Raw genomic sequence first — 21593 nt, forward strand, 5'->3', positions numbered from 1 at the left:
ACCCATCGGGGCTCTCGCGACATCCATGTCGCATGACCTCCTGAGCGCCGGTTTCGCTCGGCCTTCTGAAGGGGCGTTCTGGTGCGCGCGGATATTCCTTTGGAAACCCGTAGGGCGCATAACGCCTACGGCGTTATCCGCCGTTTGCGTCGTGTATCGGCGCATCGGCCAACGGCGGATAACCGCGAACGGTTATTCGCCCTACGAGTTTGCCGGCTGACGCTGTGTTATCCGTGCACGCCGAACGGCTCCCTCTCCCTTCAGGGAGAGGGCTGGGGAGAGGGTTACGGACTCCACTCACACACCTCTGCCAACCCTGACTCCGTTCCCCCTCCCTAACCCTCCCCCGCAAGCGGGAGAGGGGACCGTTCGGCGCGAAGCGCAATCGCGAAGCTCCCTGGCAACATGCCGGGTTTTCAGCGACGGAAAATCGCGGACGGAGTCCGCTCCTACGGTTCCAGGGAAGCGCGCGGGCTCCGTCCGCGATTGGACTCACCGCCCCTCAGGAAGGATGAGGCTGCGCCACGCCGGACGGGCGTTCGTCCGCCACCACGACGCGGTTGCGGCCGGCCTGCTTGGCCTGGTAGAGCAGGGTATCCGCCGCCGCCAGCACCGCGTCGGCATCCGTCCGCCCCTCGCTGCTGAAGGCCACGCCCAGCGACAGGGTCACCCGGCCCACCCGGGGGAACGCCGTCTGCTCCGTCGACAGGCGGATGCGCTCGGCGACTTCCGCCGCCACGCCGAGCGAGGTGCCCGGCAGCAGCAGGATGAATTCCTCGCCGCCGGCGCGGCACGGCAGGTCGCCGCTGCGCGAGTTGCACCGCAGCACCTCGGCGAAGACCTGCAGCACCTGGTCGCCGGCGGCGTGGCCGAAGCTGTCGTTGACCTGCTTGAAGTGGTCGATGTCCATGCTGATGACGGCGAAGGGCTCGCCGCGCGCCACCCAGCTCGCCAGGGTGGCCTCCAGCGCCCGGCGGTTCGCCAGGCCGGTCAGCGGGTCGCTCTGGGCCTGGCGGTTGAGCTGGCCGATGCGCTCCTGGGTCATCCGCCCGCCGATGATCAGCGCCCGGCGGATGCGCCAGGCCTCGAAGTACCAGGCACGCACCTCCTCGATACGCTCGGTGTTGTCCAGTTGCGCCGCGTAGTCGGCCAGCCGGCGCAGGGGGTGGCTGATCCGCGCGGCTATCCACCACAGCAGCGGGAAGCCGAGCAGGATCATCGGCACGATTCCCGCCAGCACCTGCAGCATCAGCGTGCGCACGGCGCCGAGGGTGACGCTCAGCGGCTGCTGCGAGACCACGCCCCAGCCGCTGTCCGGCACCGCCGCGTAGCCGGCGAGCACCTCCAGGCCAAGGGTGTTGATGATCTGCAGGGCGCCGCTTTCGCCGCGCAGCGCGGCGTCCACCGCGGTGTTGGGCCCGACCGTCTGGCCGATGCGCTCGCGCTGGGGGTGGTAGAGCAACTGGCGCTGTTCGTCCACCAGGTAGACGAAGGAGGTGTCCTCCTGGAAGTGCCGGCTGACGATGTGGTTCAGCGAGTTGGTACGGTTCAGGTAGATGGTGCCGCCGACCAGGCCCAGATAGTCGCCGCGGGCGTTCCACACCGGCTGGGAGACGAACACCACCCGTTCGCCGGACTGCGAGTGGAAGGCCGGGCTGATCATCGCCTGGCGCTCTTCCAGGGGGCGCCGGGACAGTATCTTGCGGCCGTTGGCGCCGAGCCAGCGGGGAACGGCGGTGAGAATCCGCCCCGAGGCGTCGGCGATGACCACGGTGTTGAAGCTGCCGTCCTGGCGGGCCAGGCGTTCCACCTCGGCGTCGCGGACCGCCGCATCGGCGAAATCCTGCCCGAGCAGGGTCGCGCTGTAGGCCAGGCGGTCCAGGGACGAGGCCAGGCTCTGGCTGATGCTCAGCGCCACCTTGGCCGCATAGGCGCGGTTGTGCTCCAGCGCACTGAGGACCAGCGCCTCCCGCTGGATGCGGTAGGTGGTGAACAGGTCGTTGGCCAGGGTCGCGATGGCCGCCAGCGAGGCGAACAGGAGGATCAAGGTGCGCAGGTTGAGCCTGGGCATGGGCCCCAAGGACATGGCGAATTCCGTCGATGCTATGGATATCGCCTCGCCATCCACCCTGGCCGGACATGCCCGGCGCGAGCGGGCTTTCGAGGCACTCGACGCCGTGGCCGGACGAGGGGGATCGCGGACGCTAGGGCGCCATTATGGACAAGGCCGGGCGCCGCGCCGGGGGTATCGGCGGAGATTCAGAGGTAGGGCCTGGAAAGCGGGAATGTTCCGTCGGAGCTATAGGACGAGCGGGGGGGGACGAGTAGGGGCGGCCGCCCCTTGCCCCGGCGTGCCTGGTTCCGGCAGCGGGGCGCAAGGGGCTTCAGGCGCGGCGGGCCGGCTGTTCGTCCTTGGCCACGCTGGCGCAGCAGTGCAGCAGGGCATCGCGGATCATGAAGTTGACCAGGGTCGGGGAAACCCCCAGCTCGCGGGCGATCTCCTTCTGCTGCACGCCGTGCAGGCGGTACATCTCGAAGGCGTAGCGGGTGCGCTCGGGCAGTTGGCTCAGGGCCTCGTCAATCTGCTCGAGGGTATCGAAGTTGATGTGCAGGGTTTCCGGCGTGGCGCCGTAGGCCGCCTCGGCCTCCATCAGCTCCTGGGGCGCGCCGGTGTGGCGCTGCTCCAGCGCCTGCTTGCGGTAGTGGTCGATGGCCAGGTTGCGCACCACCTGGAACAGGTAGCTCATCTGCGCCTTCAGCGGAATGGAGGCGCCGGAGGCGTTCTGCAGGCGGAAGAAGGTGTCCTGCACCACGTCCTCGGCATGGGCGCGGCAACCGAGGAAGCGCGAGGCGAACTTGACCAGGATGGAGCGATTCTCGATGAAGGTCGCGACCAACGGCGAGGCATAACGGGAGGTGGGCAGTTCATCCAGCATGAGAATCACCTAGCGGCAGTGTGGGTGGGCAATTCGCTAGTGGAGGTACGCATCCAGCGAGCCGAGCCGGAAAGTATTTGAAATGAGAATCATTGTCAACAATTGTAAATGAATGTTCTTCCAGGCCGGAAAGCCCCATGCAGACTGGCTTTGTGCCATCTCCGCCAGCGCCTTTGGCCAGTTGAGATTACTAATTATTTCGAATGACCGTCCGTACACCTCTGAGAGAACCGGCTGTAGGCCCGAGTAGGCCTTTGCCGGTCGATTGACCAGTCGCGGTGCACTCAGCAGGAAACACACAATGGACGCGTTCGAACATCCCCTCTCCATGGCCCAGGCCCTGCGCATGCGCGCCGGCGCCCAACCCGACCGGCTGGCCCTGCGCTTCCTGGCCGAGGACGGCGCGGGCGACGTGGTGCTCAGCTATGCCGAGCTGGACCGTCGCGCCCGCTGTATCGCCGCCGCGCTGCAGGCCCGGGCGGGGCAGGGCGAGCGCGCGGTGCTGCTGTTCCCCAGCGGCCCGGACTACGTCGCCGCCTTCTTCGGCTGCCTGTACGCCGGCATGGTCGCGGTGCCCGCCTACCCGCCGGAATCGGCGCGTCGCCACCACCAGGAGCGCCTGCTGTCGATCATCGACGATTGCGCGCCGCGCCTGGTGCTGACCCAGGCCGAACTGCGCGGGGCCCTGCTGGAAGGCTGCCCGGCGCTGTCCGGCGCCGCCGCGCCACAGCTGCTGTGCGTGGACGAACTGGACCCGGCCGGCGCCAAGGCCTGGCGGGAAGTGGACATCCGTCCCGAGCACATCGCCTTCCTGCAGTACACCTCCGGCTCCACCGCGCTGCCCAAGGGCGTGCAGGTCAGCCACGGCAACCTGGTGGCCAACGAACGGCTGATCCGCGGCGGCTTCGGCATCGGCGCCGACGACGTGATCGTCAGCTGGCTGCCGCTGTACCACGACATGGGCCTGATCGGCGGCCTGCTGCAGCCGGTCTACAGCGGCGTGCCCTGCGTGCTGATGTCGCCGCGCTACTTCCTCGAACGCCCGCTGCGCTGGCTGGAGGCCATCAGCCAGCACGGCGGCACCGTCAGCGGCGGGCCGGACTTCGCCTACCGCCTGTGCACCGAGCGCGTCAGCGAGTCGGCCCTGGCCGGGCTGGACCTGAGCCGCTGGCGCGTGGCCTTCTCCGGCTCCGAGCCGATCCGCCAGGACAGCCTGGACGGCTTCGCCGCCAGGTTCGCCGCCAGCCGCTTCGAGGCCTCCAGCTTCTTCGCCTGCTACGGCCTGGCCGAGGCCACCCTGTTCGTCACCGGCGGCCGGCGCGGCCAGGGCATCGCCGCCCTGGGCGTGGACGAGGCGGCCCTGGCGCAGAACCGCATCGAGGCGGGCAGCGGCAGCGTGCTCATGTGCTGCGGCCGCAGCCAGCCGGAGCACGCGGTGATGATCGTCGAGCCGCACAGCGGCGCCAGCCTGGGCGAGAACCGGGTGGGCGAGGTCTGGGCCGCCGGGCCGAGCATCGCCCATGGTTACTGGCGCAACCCCGAGGCCAGCGCCAGGGCCTTCGTCGAGCGCGACGGCCGCACCTGGCTGCGCACCGGCGACCTGGGCTGCCTGCGCGACGGCGAGCTGTACGTCACCGGGCGCCTGAAGGACATGCTCATCATCCGCGGCCACAACCTCTACCCGCAGGACATCGAGCGCGCCGTGGAAACCGAGGTGGACGCGGTGCGCAAGGGCCGGGTGGCGGCCTTCGCCGTGGAGGTCGACGGCGAGGAGGGCATCGGCATCGCCGCCGAGGTCGGCCGCGCCCTGCAGAAACGCATCCCGGCCGCCGAGTTGATCGACAGGATCCGCCAGGCGGTGGCCGAAGCCTGCCAGGAAGCGCCCAAGGTCGTGGCGCTGCTCAACCCCGGCGCGCTGCCGCGCACCTCCAGCGGCAAGCTGCAACGCTCGGCCTGCCGCACGCACCTGGCCGACGGCAGCCTGGATGCCTACGCCGTCTACCCCGGCGTTCAGGCAGCCGCCGCGCCCGCCGTCGAGGCCGATGATGCCCTGCAGGCGCGTATCGCCCAGGTCTGGCGCGAGCACCTGGGTGTCGAGCGCGTGGGCGCGGACGACAACTTCTTCCTGCTCGGCGGCAATTCCATCGCCGCTGCCCAGGCCATGGCCGCGCTGCGCGACGGCCTGGGCGCCGAGCTCAACCTGCGCCTGCTGTTCGAGGCGCCGCGCCTGGCCGATTTCAGCGCCGCCGTGGCTGCCCGCCTGGCCGCCGGCGCCACGCCCCAGGCGGCCATCGCCAGCCTGCCGCGCGGCGGCGACCTGCCGCAGTCCGCGGCCCAGCGCCGGCTGTGGCTGAACTGGCAGATCGAACCCCGGGGCTGTGCCTACAACATCCCCGGCGGCCTGCAACTGCGCGGCGAACTGGACGAAGACGCGGTGTACGACGCCTTCGCCCGCCTGGTGCAGCGCCACGAAGCGCTGCGCACGCGCTTCCTCGAACGCGACGGCCAGGCCCTGCAGCGCATCGAGCCCAGGGGCGAGTTCCACTGGCAGGTGCTGGAACTGGACGCCGCCGAAGCCGCGCAACGCCGCGAAGCCGAGGCCCGCGAGCCGTTCGACCTGCAGCAGGGCCCTCTGCTGCGCGTGAGCCTGGTGCGCCTGGGCGACGACCTGCACCAGCTGTGGGTGACCCTGCACCACATCGTGGCCGATGGCTGGTCGCTGAACCTGCTGCTGGACGAGTTCGCCCGCCTGTACGCCGAGAGCCAGGGCGGCCAGAGCGCCGACCTGGCGCCGCTGCCCATCGGCTACGCCGAGTTCGCCAGTTGGCAGCAGCAGTGGCTGGAGGCGGGCGAGGGCGCCCGCCAGCTGGCCTACTGGCAGGCGCAACTGGGCGAGGAAGCGCCGCGCCTGGAACTGCCCACCGACCACCCGCGCGGCAACGCCGCTTCGCCGGCGGCGCGCCTGAGCCTGCGCCTGGACGACAAGCTCGGCCAGGCCCTGGGCGAGGCGGCCCGGGCCAACCAGGCCAGCGTGTTCATGTGGCTGCTGGCGGCCTTCCAGGCCCTGCTGCACCGCCACAGCGGGCAGGCCGACATCCGCGTCGGCGTGCCCAGCGCCAACCGCCAGCGCCTGGAAGTGCAGGGGCTGGTGGGTTTCTTCATCAACACCCTGGTGCTGCGCGCCACCCCCGGCCCGCGGCAGGCCTTCGGCCAGTTGCTGGCCCAGGTGCGCGAGGCCACCCTTGGCGCCCAGGAGCACCAGGACCTGCCCTTCGACCACCTGCTGGAAGCCCTGCCTGGCCACGGCGGCCAACCGTTCCAGGTGCTGTTCAACCACCAGCAGCACGACCTCTCGGCCCTGCGCCGGCTGCCCGGCCTGCTCGCCGAGGAACTGCCCTGGCACAGCCGCGAGGCCAAGTTCGACCTGCAACTGCAGACCGAGGAAGACGCTCGCGGCCGCCTGCGCCTGAACTTCGACTACGCCGCCGACCTGTTCGACGCGGCGAGCATCCAGCGCCTGGCCGACCAGTACGTGGCCCTGCTGCGCCAGGTGGTGGCGCAGCCGCAGCTGAGCCTGGGCGACATCGCCCTGGTCGGCGACGCCGAGCTGGCGCGCCTGGAACAGTGGGGCAGCGCGCCCTGCGAGCCGGCGCGAAGCTGGCTGCCGGAGCAACTGGAACGCGCACAGGCGGAATACGCCGAACGCGTGGCGCTGCAATGGGATGGCGGCGAGCTGGGCCACGCCGAGCTGGGCCACGCCGAGCTGCACGCCCGGGCCAACCGCCTGGCCCACTACCTGCGCGACAAGGGCGTGGGCCCCGACGTGCCGGTGGCCATCTGCGCCGAACGCTCGCCGCAGCTGCTGGTGGGCCTGCTGGCCATCCTCAAGGCCGGCGGCGCCTACGTGCCGCTGGACCCGGACTACCCCGCCGAGCGCCTGGCCTACATGCTGGCCGACTGCGGCGCCACGCTGCTGCTGACCCAGGCCCACCTGCTGGACCGCCTGCCCAGCCAGGAAGGCGTCGCCACCCTGTGCTTCGACGGCCTCAAGCTGGACGGCTGGCCCGCCAGCGCGCCGGGCCTGCACCTGCACGGCGACAACCTGGCCTACGTCATCTACACCTCCGGCTCCACCGGCCAGCCCAAGGGCGTGGGCAACACCCACGCCGCCCTGGCCGAGCGCCTGCAGTGGATGCAGGCCACCTACGCGCTGCAGGCCGACGACGTGCTGATGCAGAAGGCGCCGGTGAGCTTCGACGTCTCGGTGTGGGAATGCTTCTGGCCGTTGCTGGCGGGCTGCCGCCTGGTGCTGGCCGGCCCCGGCGAGCACCGCGACCCGGCGCGCATCGCCCAGTTGGTGCGGCAGTTCGGCGTGACCACGCTGCACTTCGTGCCGCCGCTGCTGCAACTGTTCATCGACGAGCCCGGCGTGGACGCCTGCACCAGCCTGCGCCGCCTGTTCTCCGGCGGCGAGGCGCTGCCGGCGCAGCTGCGCGACCGCGTGCTGCAACGCCTGCCGGGCGTGGCCCTGCACAACCGCTACGGTCCCACGGAAACCGCGATCAACGTCACCCACTGGCAGTGCTCGGTGGAAGACGGCGCGCGCTCACCCATCGGCCGGCCGCTGGGCAACGTCATCTGCCGCGTCCTCGACAGCGAGCTGAACCCGCTGCCGCCGGGCGCCGCCGGCGAGCTGTGCATCGGCGGCGCCGGCCTGGCCCGCGGCTACCTGGGCCGCCCGGGGCTGAGCGCCGAACGCTTCGTCGCCGACCCGCTGGGCGCGCCCGGCGCGCGCCTGTACCGCACCGGCGACCGAGCGCGCTGGACCGAGCAGGGCGTGCTGGAATACCTCGGCCGCCAGGACGGCCAGGTGAAACTGCGCGGCTTCCGCATCGAACTGGACGAAATCCGCGCGCGCCTGCTGGCCCAGCCCGGCGTGGCCCAGGCGGTGGTGGTGATCCGCCAGGCCGGCAACCTCGGCAGCCAGCTGGTGGGCTACTACACCGCCAGCGCCGATGCCCCGGCCGAGGCCGAACACAACCAGGCCCTGCGCACTGCATTGCAGGCAGCGTTGCCGGAATACATGGTCCCAGCGCAGCTCATGCGCCTGGCCAATATGCCCCTGGGCCCCAGCGGCAAACTGGACCTCAAGGCCCTGCCGGAACCGGCCTGGCGGCAGCGCGAGCACGTCGCCCCGCGCGACGAGCTGGAGCAGCGCCTGGCCGCCATCTGGAGCGAAGTGCTGGGCCTGCCGCAGGTGGGCCTGGACGACGACTTCTTCGAGCTGGGCGGCCACTCGCTGCTGGCCACCCGCATCGTCTCCCGCGCCCGCCAGGCCTTCGCCATCGAGCTGCCGCTGCGCGAGCTGTTCGAGGCCAGCACCCTGGGCGCCTTCGCCGAGCGGGTGCGCCAACTGCGCGCCGCCGGCAGCGTCGACAGCCAGGGCGCCATCCACCCGGCGGACCGCAGCCGGCCGGTGCCGCTGTCCTTCTCGCAGCAGCGCATGTGGTTCCTCTGGCAACTGGAGCCGGACAGCCCGGCCTACAACGTCGGCGGCATGGCGCGGCTGCGCGGCGCGCTGGACCTGGACTGCTTCGAACGCGCCCTGCAGGCCCTGGTGCAGCGCCACGAGACGCTGCGCACCTGCTTCCCCAGCGTGGACGGCGTGCCCCACCAGCAGGTGCAGGAGGACAGCGACCTGCGCATGCAGCGCCTGGACTTCTCCCACCTCGGCGCCGAGGGCCGCCAGCAGGCCCTGCAGCAACTGGCCGACGACGAGGCGCACAAGCCCTTCGACCTCGAGAAGGGCCCGCTGCTGCGGGTGTACATGGTCCGCTTCGCCGAGGCCGAGCACTACCTGGTGGTGACCCTGCACCACATCGTCACCGAAGGCTGGGCCATGGACATCTTCGCCCGCGAGCTGGGTGCGCTCTACGAGGCCTTCCTGGAAGGCCGCGAATCGCCCCTGGCGCCGTTGCCGGTGCAGTACCTGGACTACAGCGTATGGCAGCGGCAGTGGCTGGAGGCTGGCGAACGCCAGCGCCAGCTGGACTACTGGTGCGCCCAGCTGGGCGACGAGCACCCGGTGCTGGAACTGCCCGGCGACCGCCCGCGGCCGCCGCTGCAAAGCCACCGCGGCGACCTCTACCGCTTCGACCTGGCGCCGCAGCTGGCCGAGCGGGTGCGCCGCTTCAACGCCGGCAACGGCCTGACGCAGTTCATGACCATGACCGCCGCCCTGGCCGTGCTGCTGTACCGCTACAGCGGCCAGCAGGACCTGCGCATCGGCGCGCCGGTGGCCAACCGCATCCGCCCGGAGAGCGAGGGCCTGATCGGCGCCTTCCTCAACACCCAGGTGCTGCGCTGCCGCCTCGACGGGCAGCTGAGCGTGGCCCAGCTGCTGGAACAGGTGCGGCAGACGGTGATCGACGGCCAGTCGCACCAGGACCTGCCCTTCGACCACCTGGTGGACGCCCTGCAGCCGCCGCGCAGCGCCGCCTACAACCCGCTGTTCCAGGTGATGTGCAACGTCCAGCGCTGGGAGTTCCAGCAGACCCGCGAGCTGGCCGGGATGACCGTGGAATACCTGGTCAACGACGCCCGCGCCACCAAGTTCGACCTCAACCTGGAAGTCACCGACCTCGACCAGCGCCTGGGCTGCTGCCTGACCTACAGCCGCGACCTCTTCGACGAGCCGCGCATCGCCCGCATGGCGCGCCACTGGCAGAACCTGCTGGAGGCGATGATCGCCGACCCGCAGCAGCGCCTGGGCGAGCTGCCGATGCTCGAGGCCGGCGAGCGCGATGCGCTGCTGCATTGCAGCGGGCCGCAACTCAGCGACACCCTGCACGGCCTGTTCGCCGCCCAGGCCGCGGCCACGCCGCAGGCGCCGGCGCTGACCTTCGCCGGCCGGACGCTGAGCTACGCCGAGCTGGACGAGCGCGCCAACCGCCTGGCGCGCCTGTTGCGCGAACGCGGCGTGGGCGCCGAAGTGCGCGTCGGCCTGGCCCTGGAGCGCTCGCTGGAGATGGTCGTCGGCCTGCTGGCCATCCTCAAGGCCGGCGGCGCCTACGTGCCGCTGGACCCGGAATACCCGCTGGAACGCCTGCACTACATGATCGAGGACAGCGGCGTGCGCCTGTTGCTCGGCCAGCCGGCGCTGTTCGAGGCCCTGGGCGAGCTGCCCGCCGGCGTCGGCCGCTGCTGCCCGGCGGAGGAGGGCGCGGCCCTGGCGGCGCTGGACGACGGCCCGCTGCCGTCCTCCAGCCAGGCGCAGCACCAGGCCTACCTGATCTATACCTCCGGCTCCACCGGCAAGCCCAAGGGCGTGGTGGTGTCCCACGGCGAGATCGCCATGCACTGCCGGGCGGTGATCGAGCGCTTCGGCATGCGCGCCGACGATTGCGAGCTGCACTTCTATTCCATCAACTTCGACGCTGCCAGCGAGCGCCTGCTCAGCCCGCTGCTGTGCGGCGCCCACGTGGTGCTGCGGGCCCAGGGCCAATGGGGCGCCGAGGACATCTGCCAACTGATCGCCGAGCACCGCGTGAGCATCCTCGGCTTCACCCCCAGCTACGGCAGCCAGCTGGCCCAGTGGCTGCAGACGCAGGATCGGCAACTGCCGGTGCGCCTGTGCATCACCGGCGGCGAGGCGCTGACCGCCGAGCATCTGCAGCGCATCCGCCAGGCCTTCGCGCCGCGCTACTTCTTCAACGCCTACGGCCCGACGGAAACCGTGGTCATGCCCCTGGCGGCCCTGGCCCCGGAGCAGGTGGAAGCCGGCGCCGGGGTGCCCATCGGCAGCCTGGTGGGCGAACGCAGCGCCTGCATCCTCGACGCCGACCTGACCCTGGTGCCCCAGGGCGCCGGCGGCGAGCTGTACGTCGGCGGCGCCGGCCTGGCCCGCGGCTACCACGAGCGCCCCGGCCTGACCGCCGAGCGCTTCGTGCCCGACCCCTTCGGCGCCCCCGGCGGCCGCCTGTACCGCACCGGCGACCGCGTGCGCCAGCGCACCGATGGCCAGGTGGAATACCTCGGGCGCATCGACCAGCAGGTGAAGATCCGCGGCTTCCGCATCGAACTGGGCGAGATCGAGGCGCGCCTGCAGGAACACCCGCAGGTTCGCGAAACCGCCGTGCTGGCGGTGGACGGGCCCAGCGGCAAGCAACTGGTGGGCTACGTCGGCACCGCCCTGGCAACCGCCGACGCGGCCGCCCAGGCCGAACTGCGCGAGGCGCTCAAGGCCCACCTCAAGCAGCAACTGCCGGACTACATGGTGCCGGCGCACCTGGTGCTGCTGGAGGGCCTGCCGCTGACCGCCAACGGCAAGCTTGACCGCCGCGCGCTGCCGGCGCCGGACGCCGGCCTTGGCGAGCGCGCCTACGAGGCCCCGCGCAGCGAACTGGAACGCCAGCTGGCGGCGATCTGGGGCGAGGTGCTGAACGTCGCCCAGGTCGGCCTGGACGACAACTTCTTCGAGCTGGGCGGCGACTCCATCCTATCCATCCAGGTGGTCAGCCGCGCCCGCCAGCAGGGCATCCAGTTCAGCCCGCGCGACCTGTTCCAGCACCAGAGCGTGCGCAGCCTGGCCGGCGTCGCCCGCAGCGTCGGCGCCAGCCAGGCGGAGCAGGGCGAAGTGCAGGGCGGTAGCGCGCTGACGCCGATCCAGCACTGGTTCTTCGAACTGCCCCAGGAAAACCGCGCGCACTGGAACCAGTCGCTGCTGCTGGAGCCGCGCCAGGCGCTGGACGCCGACCTGCTGCGCCAGGCCCTGCTGCAGCTGACCAGGCACCACGACGCGCTGCGCCTGGCGTTCCGCCAGGAAGACGGCCGCTGGCAGGCCGAGCACCGGGCGCCGGACGACGGCGCCTGGCTGGTGTGGCAGGCGCAGGTGGCGAGCTTCGCCGACTGCGCCGAAGTGTTCGAGCGCGCCCAGCGCAGCCTGGCCCTGGACGGCCCGCTGCTGCGCGCGGTGCTGGTGGACGGCCCCGGCGCCCAGCGCCTGCTGCTGGCCATCCACCACCTGGTGGTGGACGGCGTGTCCTGGCGCGTGCTGCTGGAAGACCTGCAGCAGGCCTACCGCCAGCTCGCCGCCGGCGAGGCCGTGCAACTGCCGGCCAAGACCAGCGCCTTCCGCGACTGGACCGCGCGCCTGCAGGCCTATGCCGGCAGCGAACCGCTGCGCGAGGAGCTGCACTGGTGGCACGGCCAGCTGGACGGCGCCCCCGGTACCTGGCTCTGCGACAACCCCCAGGGGCGCAACGACGAGGCCCTGGCCCGCAGCCTGAGCCTGCGCCTGGACCGCGAGCGCACCCGCCAGCTGCTGCAGCAGGCGCCGGCGGCCTACCGCACCCAGGTCAACGACCTGCTGCTGACCGCCCTGGCCCGGGTGCTCTGCCGCGCTACCGGCGAGGCTTCGGTGCTGGTGCAGTTGGAAGGCCACGGCCGCGAGGCGCTGTTCGACGACATCGACCTCAGCCGCACGGTGGGCTGGTTCACCAGCGCCTTCCCGCTGCGCCTGGCGCCCGCCACCGAGGCGGGCGAGGCCGGGCTTGCGGCCTCGATCAAGGCGATCAAGGAACAGCTGCGCGCCGTGCCGCACAAGGGCCTGGGCCATGGCGTGCTGCGCCACCTGGGCGACGAGGCGGGGCGCCGCGCCCTGGCCGCGCTGCCGCAGCCGCGCATCACCTTCAACTACCTGGGCCAGTTCGACCAGAGCTTCACCGAGGACGCCCTGTTCCGCCCGCTGGACGAGCCCACCGGGGCCATCCACGATGCCACCGCGCCGCTGCCCAACGAGCTGAGCGTGGACGGCCAGGTGTACGGCGGCGAACTGGTGCTGCGCTGGACCTACAGTGCCGAGCGCTACGAGGAACGGACCATCGCCGACCTGGCCAACGCCTACCTCGGCGAGCTGCAGGCCCTGGTCGTCCACTGCCTGGACGACAAGGCCGGCGGCCTGACGCCCTCGGACTTCCCCCTGGCGCGCCTGAGCCAGGCGCAGCTGGACGCCCTGGCGGTGCCGGCGGCGCAGATCGACGACGTCTACCCGCTGACGCCCATGCAGGAAGGCCTGCTGCTGCACACCCTGCTGGAGCCGGGCACCGGCATCTACTACATGCAGGACCGCTACCGCATCGACAGCGAGCTGGACCGCGAGCGCTTCGCCGCCGCCTGGCAGGCCGTGGTGGCGCGCCACGAGGCGCTGCGCGCGTCCTTCTCGTGGAACGCCGGCGAGGCCATGCTGCAGGTGATCCACAAGCCCGGCCCGGTGGCGCTGGACTACCTCGACTGGAGCGAACTGCCCGAGGAAGGCCACGAGGAACGCCTGCAGGCGCTGCACAAGCGGGAACGCGAGGCCGGCTTCGACCTGCTCAACGCGCCGCCCTTCCACCTGCGCCTGATCCGCCTGGGCGCGGCGCGCTACTGGTTCATGATGAGCAACCACCACATCCTCATCGACGCCTGGTGCCGCGGCCTGCTGATGAGCGACTTCTTCGAGATCTACAGCGCCCTGGGCGAGGGCCGCGCGGCCGAGCTGCCGACGCCGCCGCGCTACCGCGACTACATCGCCTGGCTGCAGCGCCAGGATCTGGACCACTCGCGCCGCTGGTGGCGCGGCAACCTGCGCGGCTTCGAGCGCGCCACCTACGTCCCCAGCGACCGGCCGATCGTCCACGAGCGCGCCGGGGAAAGCGGCGGGATGATGGTGGGCGACCGCTACACCCGCCTGGACGCCGCCGATGGCGCGCGCCTGCGCGAACTGGCGCAGCGCTACCAACTGACCGTCAACACCTTCGCCCAGGCGGCCTGGGCCCTGGTGCTGCGCCGCTTCAGTGGCGAGCGCGACCTGCTGTTCGGCGTCACCGTGGCCGGCCGCCCGGTGGGCATGCCGCAGATGCAGCGCACCGTGGGGCTGTTCATCAACAGCATCCCGCTGCGCGTGCAACTGCCGGCGCCCGGCGAGCGGCAGACGGTGCGCGACTGGCTGGCCGGGCTGTTCGAACGCAACCTGGAGCTGCGCGAGCACGAGCACCTGCCGCTGGTGGCCATCCAGGAAAGCAGCGAGCTGCCCAAGGGCCAGCCGCTGTTCGACAGCCTCTTCGTGTTCGAGAACGCCCCGGTGGAAGTCTCGGTGCTGGACCGCGCGCAGAGCCTGAAGGCCAGCTCCGACTCCGGGCGCACCCACACCAACTTCCCGCTCACCGTGGTCTGCTACCCCGGCGACGACCTGGGCCTGCACCTGTCCTACGACCAGCGCTACTTCGAGGCCGCGACCATCGAACGGCTGCTCGGCGAGTTCCAGCGCCTGCTGCTGGCCCTGGCCGACGGCTTCCATGGCGAGGTGGCCGAGTTGCCGCTGCTGGGCGCGCAGGAGCGGCGCTTCCTGCTGGAGGACTGCAACCGCAGCGAGCACGCCTACCCGCTGGAGCAGGGCTACGTGCGCCTGTTCGAGGCGCGGGTGGCGGCACACCCGCAGCGTATCGCCGCCAGTTGTCTCGGCGAGCAGTGGAGCTACGCCGAGCTGAACCGCCGCGCCAACCGCCTGGGCCATGCGCTGCTGGCCGCCGGCGTGGGCTTCGACCAGCCGGTGGCGCTGCTGGGCGAACGCGGCCTGGACCTGCTGGGCATGATCGTCGGCAGCTTCAAGGCCGGCGCCGGCTACCTGCCGCTGGACCCGGCGCACCCGACGCAGCGCCTGACGCGCATCCTCGAGCTCAGCCGCACGCCGGTGCTGGTGTGCAGCGCCGCCTGCCACGAGCAGGCCCTGGCGCTGCTCGCCGAACTGGGCTGCGGCAGCCGCCCGCGCCTGCTGGTGTGGGACGAGGTGCAGCACGGCGCGGCCGCCGAGCACGACCCGCAGCGCTACAGCGGGCCGGGCAACCTGGCCTACGTGATCTACACATCCGGCTCCACCGGGCTGCCCAAGGGCGTGATGGTGGAGCAGGCCGGCATGCTCAACAACCAGCTGAGCAAGGTGCCCTACCTGGCCCTCGGCGAGGGCGACGTGATCGCCCAGACCGCCTCGCAGAGCTTCGACATCTCGGTCTGGCAATTCCTCGCCGCGCCGCTGTTCGGCGGCCGCGTGGCCATAGTGCCGAACGCCATCGCCCAGGACCCGCAGGCGTTGCTGGAACATGTGGTGGAGCAGGGCGTGAGCGTGCTGGAAAGCGTGCCCTCGCTGATCCAGGGCATGCTCGCCGAGGAGCACGGGGCGCTGCCCGGCCTGCGCTGGATGCTGCCCACCGGCGAGGCCATGCCGCCGGAACTGGCGCGGCAGTGGCTGCAGCGCTACCCGCAGGTGGGCCTGGTGAACGCCTACGGCCCGGCGGAATGCTCGGACGACGTGGCCTTCTTCCGCGTCGACGCGGCCTCCACCGAAGCCACCTACCTGCCCATCGGCAGCCCCACCGACAACAACCAGCTGTACCTGCTGGACGCCGAGGGCGACTTCGACCTGGTGCCCCTGGGCGCGGTCGGCGAGCTGTGCGTGGCCGGCACCGGCGTTGGCCGCGGCTACGTCGGCGACCCGCTGCGCACCGCCCAGGCCTTCGTGCCGCACCCGTTCGGGGCGCCGGGGGAGCGCCTGTACCGCACCGGCGACCTGGCGCGGCGCCGCGCCGACGGCGTGCTGGAGTACGTCGGGCGCGTCGACCACCAGGTGAAGATCCGCGGCTTCCGCATCGAACTGGGCGAGATCGAGGCGCGCCTGCACGAGCTGCCGGACGTGCGCGAGGCGGCCGTGGCGGTGCAGGAAAGCGCCACCGGCAAGTACCTGGTCGGCTACCTGGTGCCCACCGCGACGCCAGCCGAGGAGGGCGCCTGGCTGGAACGGGTGCGCCAGCACCTGCGCGCCGACCTGCCGGACTACATGGTGCCGCTGCACTGGCAGGTGCTGGAGCGCATGCCGCTCAACGCCAACGGCAAGCTCGACCGCAAGGCCCTGCCGGCGCTGGACATCGGCCAGGCCCTGGCCCACGCCTACCAGGCGCCGCGTACGGAGCTGGAAGGCACCCTGGCGCAGATCTGGGCCGAGGTGCTCAAGGTCGAGCGCGTCGGGGTGCTGGACAACTTCTTCGAGCTGGGCGGGCATTCGCTGCTGGCCACGCAGATCGCCTCGCGGGTGCAGAAGGCCCTGCAACGCAACGTGCCGCTGCGGGCCATGTTCGAGTGCAGCACGGTGGAGGAGCTGGCCAGCTACATCGAGGCCCAGGCGGCCAGCGCCATCGACGAGCACAAGGCGGCGCGCCTGGACGACCTGATGTCGCAGCTGGAAATGCTCTAGAGCGGCGCTTCCCGCGGGGCCGCCGGGGCCCCGCGGGCCCATCGCCAAACACTTGCAACCCGTGCGCGGCCTGCCGCGCACGGGCCGCCCCGCGTCCGTGAAAAGGGCGCCGGGGCAGGGCGTGGCCGGCAGTAAATCCCGAGCGCCGCGCTGCGTTATTCACTACAGCCGCTCCGCCATCGCGGGGCACCCGTCAACCGTGGCACACCACCACGTCTCGAGGTTGAAGACATGCAAGTCGCTACCAGCGTCATCGATGACCAGCCTGCCCATGCCGAACCGGCCGCGGGCGAAACCCTCTACGAATTCAGCGAGTCGCCGCTGCTGGCGCGCCAGCGCCACCAGGAATCCAACGCGCGCAGCTACCCACGGCGCATCCCCCTGGCGCTGAAGAAGGCCAGCGGGCTGTACGTCGAGGACGTCGAGGGGCGCCGCTTCATCGACTGCCTGGCCGGCGCCGGCACCCTGGCCCTGGGCCACAACCACCCGGTGGTGATCGAGGCGATCCGGCAGGTGCTGGCCGACGAACTGCCGCTGCACACCCTGGACCTGACTACCCCGGTCAAGGACGCCTTCGTCCAGGACCTGTTCGGCCTGCTGCCGGCGCAACTGGCGCGCGAGGCGAAGATCCAGTTCTGCGGGCCCACCGGCGCCGACGCCGCCGAGGCCGCGCTCAAGCTGGTGCGCACCGCCACCGGGCGCAGCACCGTGCTGTCGTTCCAGGGCGGCTACCATGGCATGACCCAGGGCGCCCTGGGGCTGATGGGCAACCTCGGGCCGAAGAAGGCCCTGGGCGCGGTGCTGGGCAACGGCGTGCAGTTCCTGCCGTACCCCTACGCCTACCGCTGCCCCTTCGGCCTCGGCGGCGAGGCCGGGGTGAAAGCCAACCTGCACTACCTGGAAAGCGTGCTGAACGACCCGGAGAGCGGCGTGCCGCTGCCGGCGGCGGTGGTGGTCGAGGTGGTCCAGGGCGAGGGCGGCGTGGTCCCGGCCGACCTGGAGTGGCTGCGCGGCCTGCGGCGCATCACCGAGAAGGCGGGGGTGGCGCTGGTGGTCGACGAGATCCAGACCGGCTTCGGCCGCACCGGGCGGATGTTCGCCTTCGAGCACGCCGGCATCGTCCCCGACGTGGTGCTGCTGTCCAAGGCCATCGGCGGCAGCCTGCCGCTGGCGGTGGTGGTCTACCGCGACTGGCTGGACACCTGGCAGCCCGGCGCCCACGCCGGCACCTTCCGCGGCAACCAGATGGCCATGGCCGCGGGCTCCGCGGTGATGCGCTACCTGAAGGAACACGACATCCCGGCCCACGCCGCGGCCATGGGCGAGCGCCTGGCCGAGCACCTGCGCATCCTCCAGCGCAGCTACCCGCAACTGGGCGACATCCGCGGCCGCGGGCTGATGCTCGGGGTGGAGGTGGTCGACCCCGAGGGCACCGCCGACAGCCTCGGCCACCCGCCGGCCAACCCCGCGCTGGCCTCGCGCATCCAGCGCGAATGCCTGCGCCGCGGGCTGATCCTCGAACTGGGCGGCCGCCACGGCGCGGTGGTGCGCTTCCTGCCGCCGCTGATCATCAGCGCCGAGCAGATCGACGAAGTGGCCCGCCGCTTCGCCCGCGCGCTGGCTGCGGCCGTGCCTGCTGGCAAACCGTAGGAGCGGGCCCTGCCCGCGAAATCGCGCGCAGGGCGCGCTCCTACAGGTTGACGCCGAACGTCCCGCCCACGCCGAACGGCCCCCTCTCCCTTCAGGGAGAGGGTTGGGGAGAGGGGGCGGCGTCAACCCCAAACACCTGAACCACCGGCTAGCACCGTTCGCGAGCAAGCTCGCTCCTACGAAGATCACCTAATTTTCTCCCCGCCAACTTCGTTAACCCATAGCGGCCACCCACGGGGCGGCCTGTCCATCCAGTTGAGGAAAGTGCAATGACGTCCGTATTCGACCGTGAAGACATCCAGTTCGAAGTGGTGGTGAACCACGAGGAGCAGTACTCCATCTGGCCGCAGTACAAGGAAATCCCCGCCGGCTGGCGCGCCGTGGGCAAGAGCGGGCTGAAGAAGGACTGCCTGGCCTACATCGAGGAAGTCTGGACCGACATGCGCCCGCTGAGCCTGCGCCAGCACATGGAAAAGGCGGCCGGCTGAGTGGCGCTGCGACTCTTCTGCCTGCCGTACTCCGGCGCCAGCGCCATGGTCTACGGGCGCTGGCGGCGCAAGCTGCCGGCCTGGCTGCAACTGCGCCCGGTGGAGCTGCCGGGCCGTGGCACTCGCATGGCCGAGCCGCTGCAGACCGACCTCGCCGGCCTGGCCCGGCAACTGGCCCGTGAGCTGCACGACGAAGTGCGCCAGGGCCCCTACGCGGTGCTCGGCCACAGCCTGGGCGCGCTGCTCGCCTGCGAGCTGCTCTACGCTCTGCGCGAGCTGGGCAGCCCGACGCCCCTGGGGCTGTTCGCCTCGGGCACCGCGGCGCCTTCGCGGCGCGCGGAATACGACCGTGGCTTCGCCGAACCCAAGAGCGACGCCGAACTGATCGCCGATCTGCGCGACCTGCAGGGCACCCCCGAGGAAGTGCTGGCCAGCCAGGAGCTGATGAGCCTGACGCTGCCTATCCTGCGCGCCGACTTCCTGCTTTGCGGCGGCTACCGCTACCAGCGCCGCGCGCCCCTGGCCTGCCCGATCCAGGTGCTCGGCGGCCGCGCCGACAAGGCCAGCGAGGAACAGCTGAGGGCCTGGGGCGAGGAGACCTGCGCCGGTTCCGGGCTGCAACTGTTCGACGGCGGGCACTTCTTCATCCACGAGCATGAGGCCGCCGTGCTGGGCTGCATCGAGCAGCGCCTGCAACGCTGGCGCGCCGGCGAGGGTTCGCTGGCGCCGGCGGCGGCCGCCGCGACCTTCTGACGTCTCGCGCATGACGGTCGAGCCGGGTGCAGGCGAGGGCACCCGGCTTTCGTCGTTGCCTGCCCACAAGTATTTGATATCAATTTGAAAGTTCGCTTCGACCGGTGGTCCCCGGCTGCGCCGCGAAGCTAATTTTCCGGCGTTCCTGTCCGTTCCCCATGAGCCCACTCGAGCCCTGGCGCTCGTTGCCCACGTGCACGGAAGAAGACAGATGAACGCAGAACAGTCCCTGAAACTCGCCCGCCGCTTCCTGGAGCTGCCCCTGGAAAAACGCCGGATGTTCCTGGCGAGCCTGAGCGCGGAAGGCGTCGACTTCTCGCTGTTCCCGATTCCGGCCGGGGTGCCGGGCGCCGAGCGCGACCGGCCGTCCTACGCCCAGCAACGCATGTGGCTGCTCTGGCAGCTGGACCCGCACAGCGGCGCCTACAACCTGCCCGGCGCCGTGCGCCTGGACGGGGCGCTGGACCGCCAGGCCCTGGAGCGAGCCTTCGCCAGCCTGGTCGAGCGTCACGAGACGCTGCGCACGGTGTTCGTCCCCGGTGCGGACGGCACCCCGCGGCTGGCGCCCATGCCCGGCGAGCTGCAGGTGGTGTATGAGGATTTCAGCGCCCTGGCGGCGGACGAGCGGGAAGCGCGGGTGCGCGAGGAGGCCCAGCGCGAGTCGCTGCAGCCCTTCGACCTGGGCAATGGCCCGCTGCTGCGGGTGCGCCTGATCCGCCTGGGCGAACGGGAGCACGTGCTGCTGCTGACGCTGCACCACATCGTCTCCGATGGCTGGTCGATGAACCTGCTGATCGAGGAATTCGGCCGCTTCTATAGCGCCTACGCCCAGGGCGGCGAGGCGCAGCTGCAGGCACTGCCGGTGCAGTACGCCGACTACGCCCTGTGGCAGCGCAGCTGGCTGGAGGCCGGCGAGCAGGAACGCCAACTGGACTACTGGCGCAAGCAGCTCGGCGAGCAGCACCCGGTGCTGGAGCTGGCCGGCGACCACCCGCGCCCGGCCCAGGCCAGCTACCGCGGCGCCCGCTACGAATTCGCCGTGGAGCCTGCGCTGGCCGAAGCGCTGCGCGCCGCCGCGCGGCGCCAGGGGCTGACCCTGTTCATGCTGCTGCTGGGCGGTTTCGACGTGTTGCTGCAACGCTACAGCGGCGAGGGCGACCTGCGCGTCGGCGTGCCCATCGCCAACCGCAACCGCGCCGAGGTGGAGGGGCTGATCGGCCTGTTCGTCAACACCCAGGTGCTGCGCGCGGTATTCGACGGGCAGACGCCGGTGGAGCGCCTGCTGGCCCAGGTGCGCGACAGCGTGCTGGGCGCCCAGGCCCACCAGGACCTGCCGTTCGAGCGCCTGCTGGACGCCTTCCAGGTGGAGCGCAGCCTCAGCCACAGCCCGCTGTTCCAGGTGATGTACAACCACCAGCCGCAGGTGGCCGACATCGAGGCCCTGGACGACGTGGCCGGCCTGCGCCTGAGCCGCCTGGACTGGCAGAGCCGCACCACCCAGTTCGACCTTTCCCTGGACACCTACGAGAAGGGCGGCCGCCTGTACGCCGCGCTGACCTACGCCACCGACCTGTTCGAGCCGGCCACCATCGAACGCATGGCGCGGCACTGGCAGAACCTGCTGCGGGCGATGATCGACAACCCGCAACAGGCGGTCGGCGAACTGCCGATGCTGGACGCCGGCGAGCGCGAGCTGATCCTGAAACAGTGGAATGCCACGGCTACCGAGTACCCACTGCAACGCGGTGTACACCAGCTGTTCGAAGAGCAGGTCGAACGTCACCCGAATGCACCGGCGCTGGCCTTCGGCGAGCAGCGCCTGAGCTATACGGAATTGAACCAGCGCGCCAACCGCCTGGCCCATGCCCTGATCGAGCGCGGCGTGGGGCCGGACAGCCTGGTGGGCATTGCGGTGGAACGTTCCATCGAGATGGTCGTTGGTTTGATGGCGATTCTGAAAGCCGGCGGCGCCTACGTGCCGCTGGACCCGGAGTACCCGGCCGAACGCCTGGCCTACATGCTGGAAGACAGCGGCGTGAAACTGCTGCTGAGCCAGTCGCACCTTGACCTGCCCCCGGCCGAGGGGGTGCAGCGCATCGACCTGGACCAGGAGAGCGATTGGCTGGAAGGCTACAGCGACGCCAATCCCGCTGCGCTCGTGGACGGCGAGAACCTCGCCTATGTGATCTACACCTCCGGCTCCACGGGCAAGCCCAAGGGCGCCGGAAACCGCCATCGCGCGCTGACCAACCGCCTGTGCTGGATGCAGCAGGCCTATGGCCTGGATGCCGGCGATACCGTCTTGCAGAAGACCCCCTTCAGCTTCGACGTCTCGGTCTGGGAATTCTTCTGGCCGCTGATGACCGGTGCCCGCCTGGTCGTCGCGGCACCGGGCGATCACCGCGACCCGGCGAAGCTGGTGGAACTGATCAATCGCGAAGGCGTGACCACGCTGCACTTCGTGCCCTCGATGCTGCAGGC

Annotated in this window: 7 protein-coding genes; 5 read left to right on the forward strand and 2 right to left on the reverse strand. The window is 71.1% G+C overall.

What is annotated here, in order from left to right; genetic code table 11:
- Positions 1 to 502: 502 nt before the first annotated feature.
- Both DK254_RS12210 and DK254_RS12215 read right to left on the reverse strand, forming a co-directional pair.
- Complete coding sequence (locus tag DK254_RS12210) at positions 503 to 2086, reverse strand: diguanylate cyclase (RefSeq protein WP_109933913.1); 1584 nt, start codon at positions 2084 to 2086, stop codon at positions 503 to 505.
- A 298-nt stretch (positions 2087 to 2384) separates the two neighbouring features.
- Positions 2385 to 2936, reverse strand: a complete 552-nt coding sequence (locus DK254_RS12215; protein WP_109933914.1) for an RNA polymerase factor sigma-70 — start codon at positions 2934 to 2936, stop codon at positions 2385 to 2387.
- A gap of 301 nt (positions 2937 to 3237) precedes the next feature.
- Between DK254_RS12215 and DK254_RS12220 the strand changes: the two genes are divergently transcribed.
- The 5 genes from DK254_RS12220 to DK254_RS12240 all read left to right on the forward strand — a co-directional run.
- Positions 3238 to 16221, forward strand: coding sequence for a non-ribosomal peptide synthase/polyketide synthase (locus DK254_RS12220; RefSeq protein WP_109933915.1), 12984 nt, complete (start codon positions 3238 to 3240; stop codon positions 16219 to 16221).
- A gap of 231 nt (positions 16222 to 16452) precedes the next feature.
- Positions 16453 to 17871, forward strand: coding sequence for an aspartate aminotransferase family protein (locus DK254_RS12225; RefSeq protein ID WP_109933916.1), 1419 nt, complete (start codon positions 16453 to 16455; stop codon positions 17869 to 17871).
- 269 nt (positions 17872 to 18140) lie between these two features.
- Entirely contained in the window at positions 18141 to 18359 is a 219-nt protein-coding gene (locus DK254_RS12230) for an MbtH family protein (protein ID WP_089392195.1), read from the forward strand.
- Positions 18360 to 19112 (forward strand): thioesterase II family protein, encoded by a 753-nt coding sequence (locus tag DK254_RS12235; RefSeq protein ID WP_109933917.1) that lies wholly within the window; start codon positions 18360 to 18362, stop codon positions 19110 to 19112. It begins immediately after the preceding gene.
- 211 nt (positions 19113 to 19323) lie between these two features.
- Positions 19324 to 21593: condensation domain-containing protein (locus DK254_RS12240; RefSeq protein WP_256595846.1), on the forward strand; the 2270-nt coding region annotated here is incomplete at its 3' end.

Origin of the sequence: Pseudomonas sp. RW407 (assembly GCF_003176655.1) — a bacterium.
Lineage (GTDB): Bacteria > Pseudomonadota > Gammaproteobacteria > Pseudomonadales > Pseudomonadaceae > Pseudomonas > Pseudomonas delhiensis.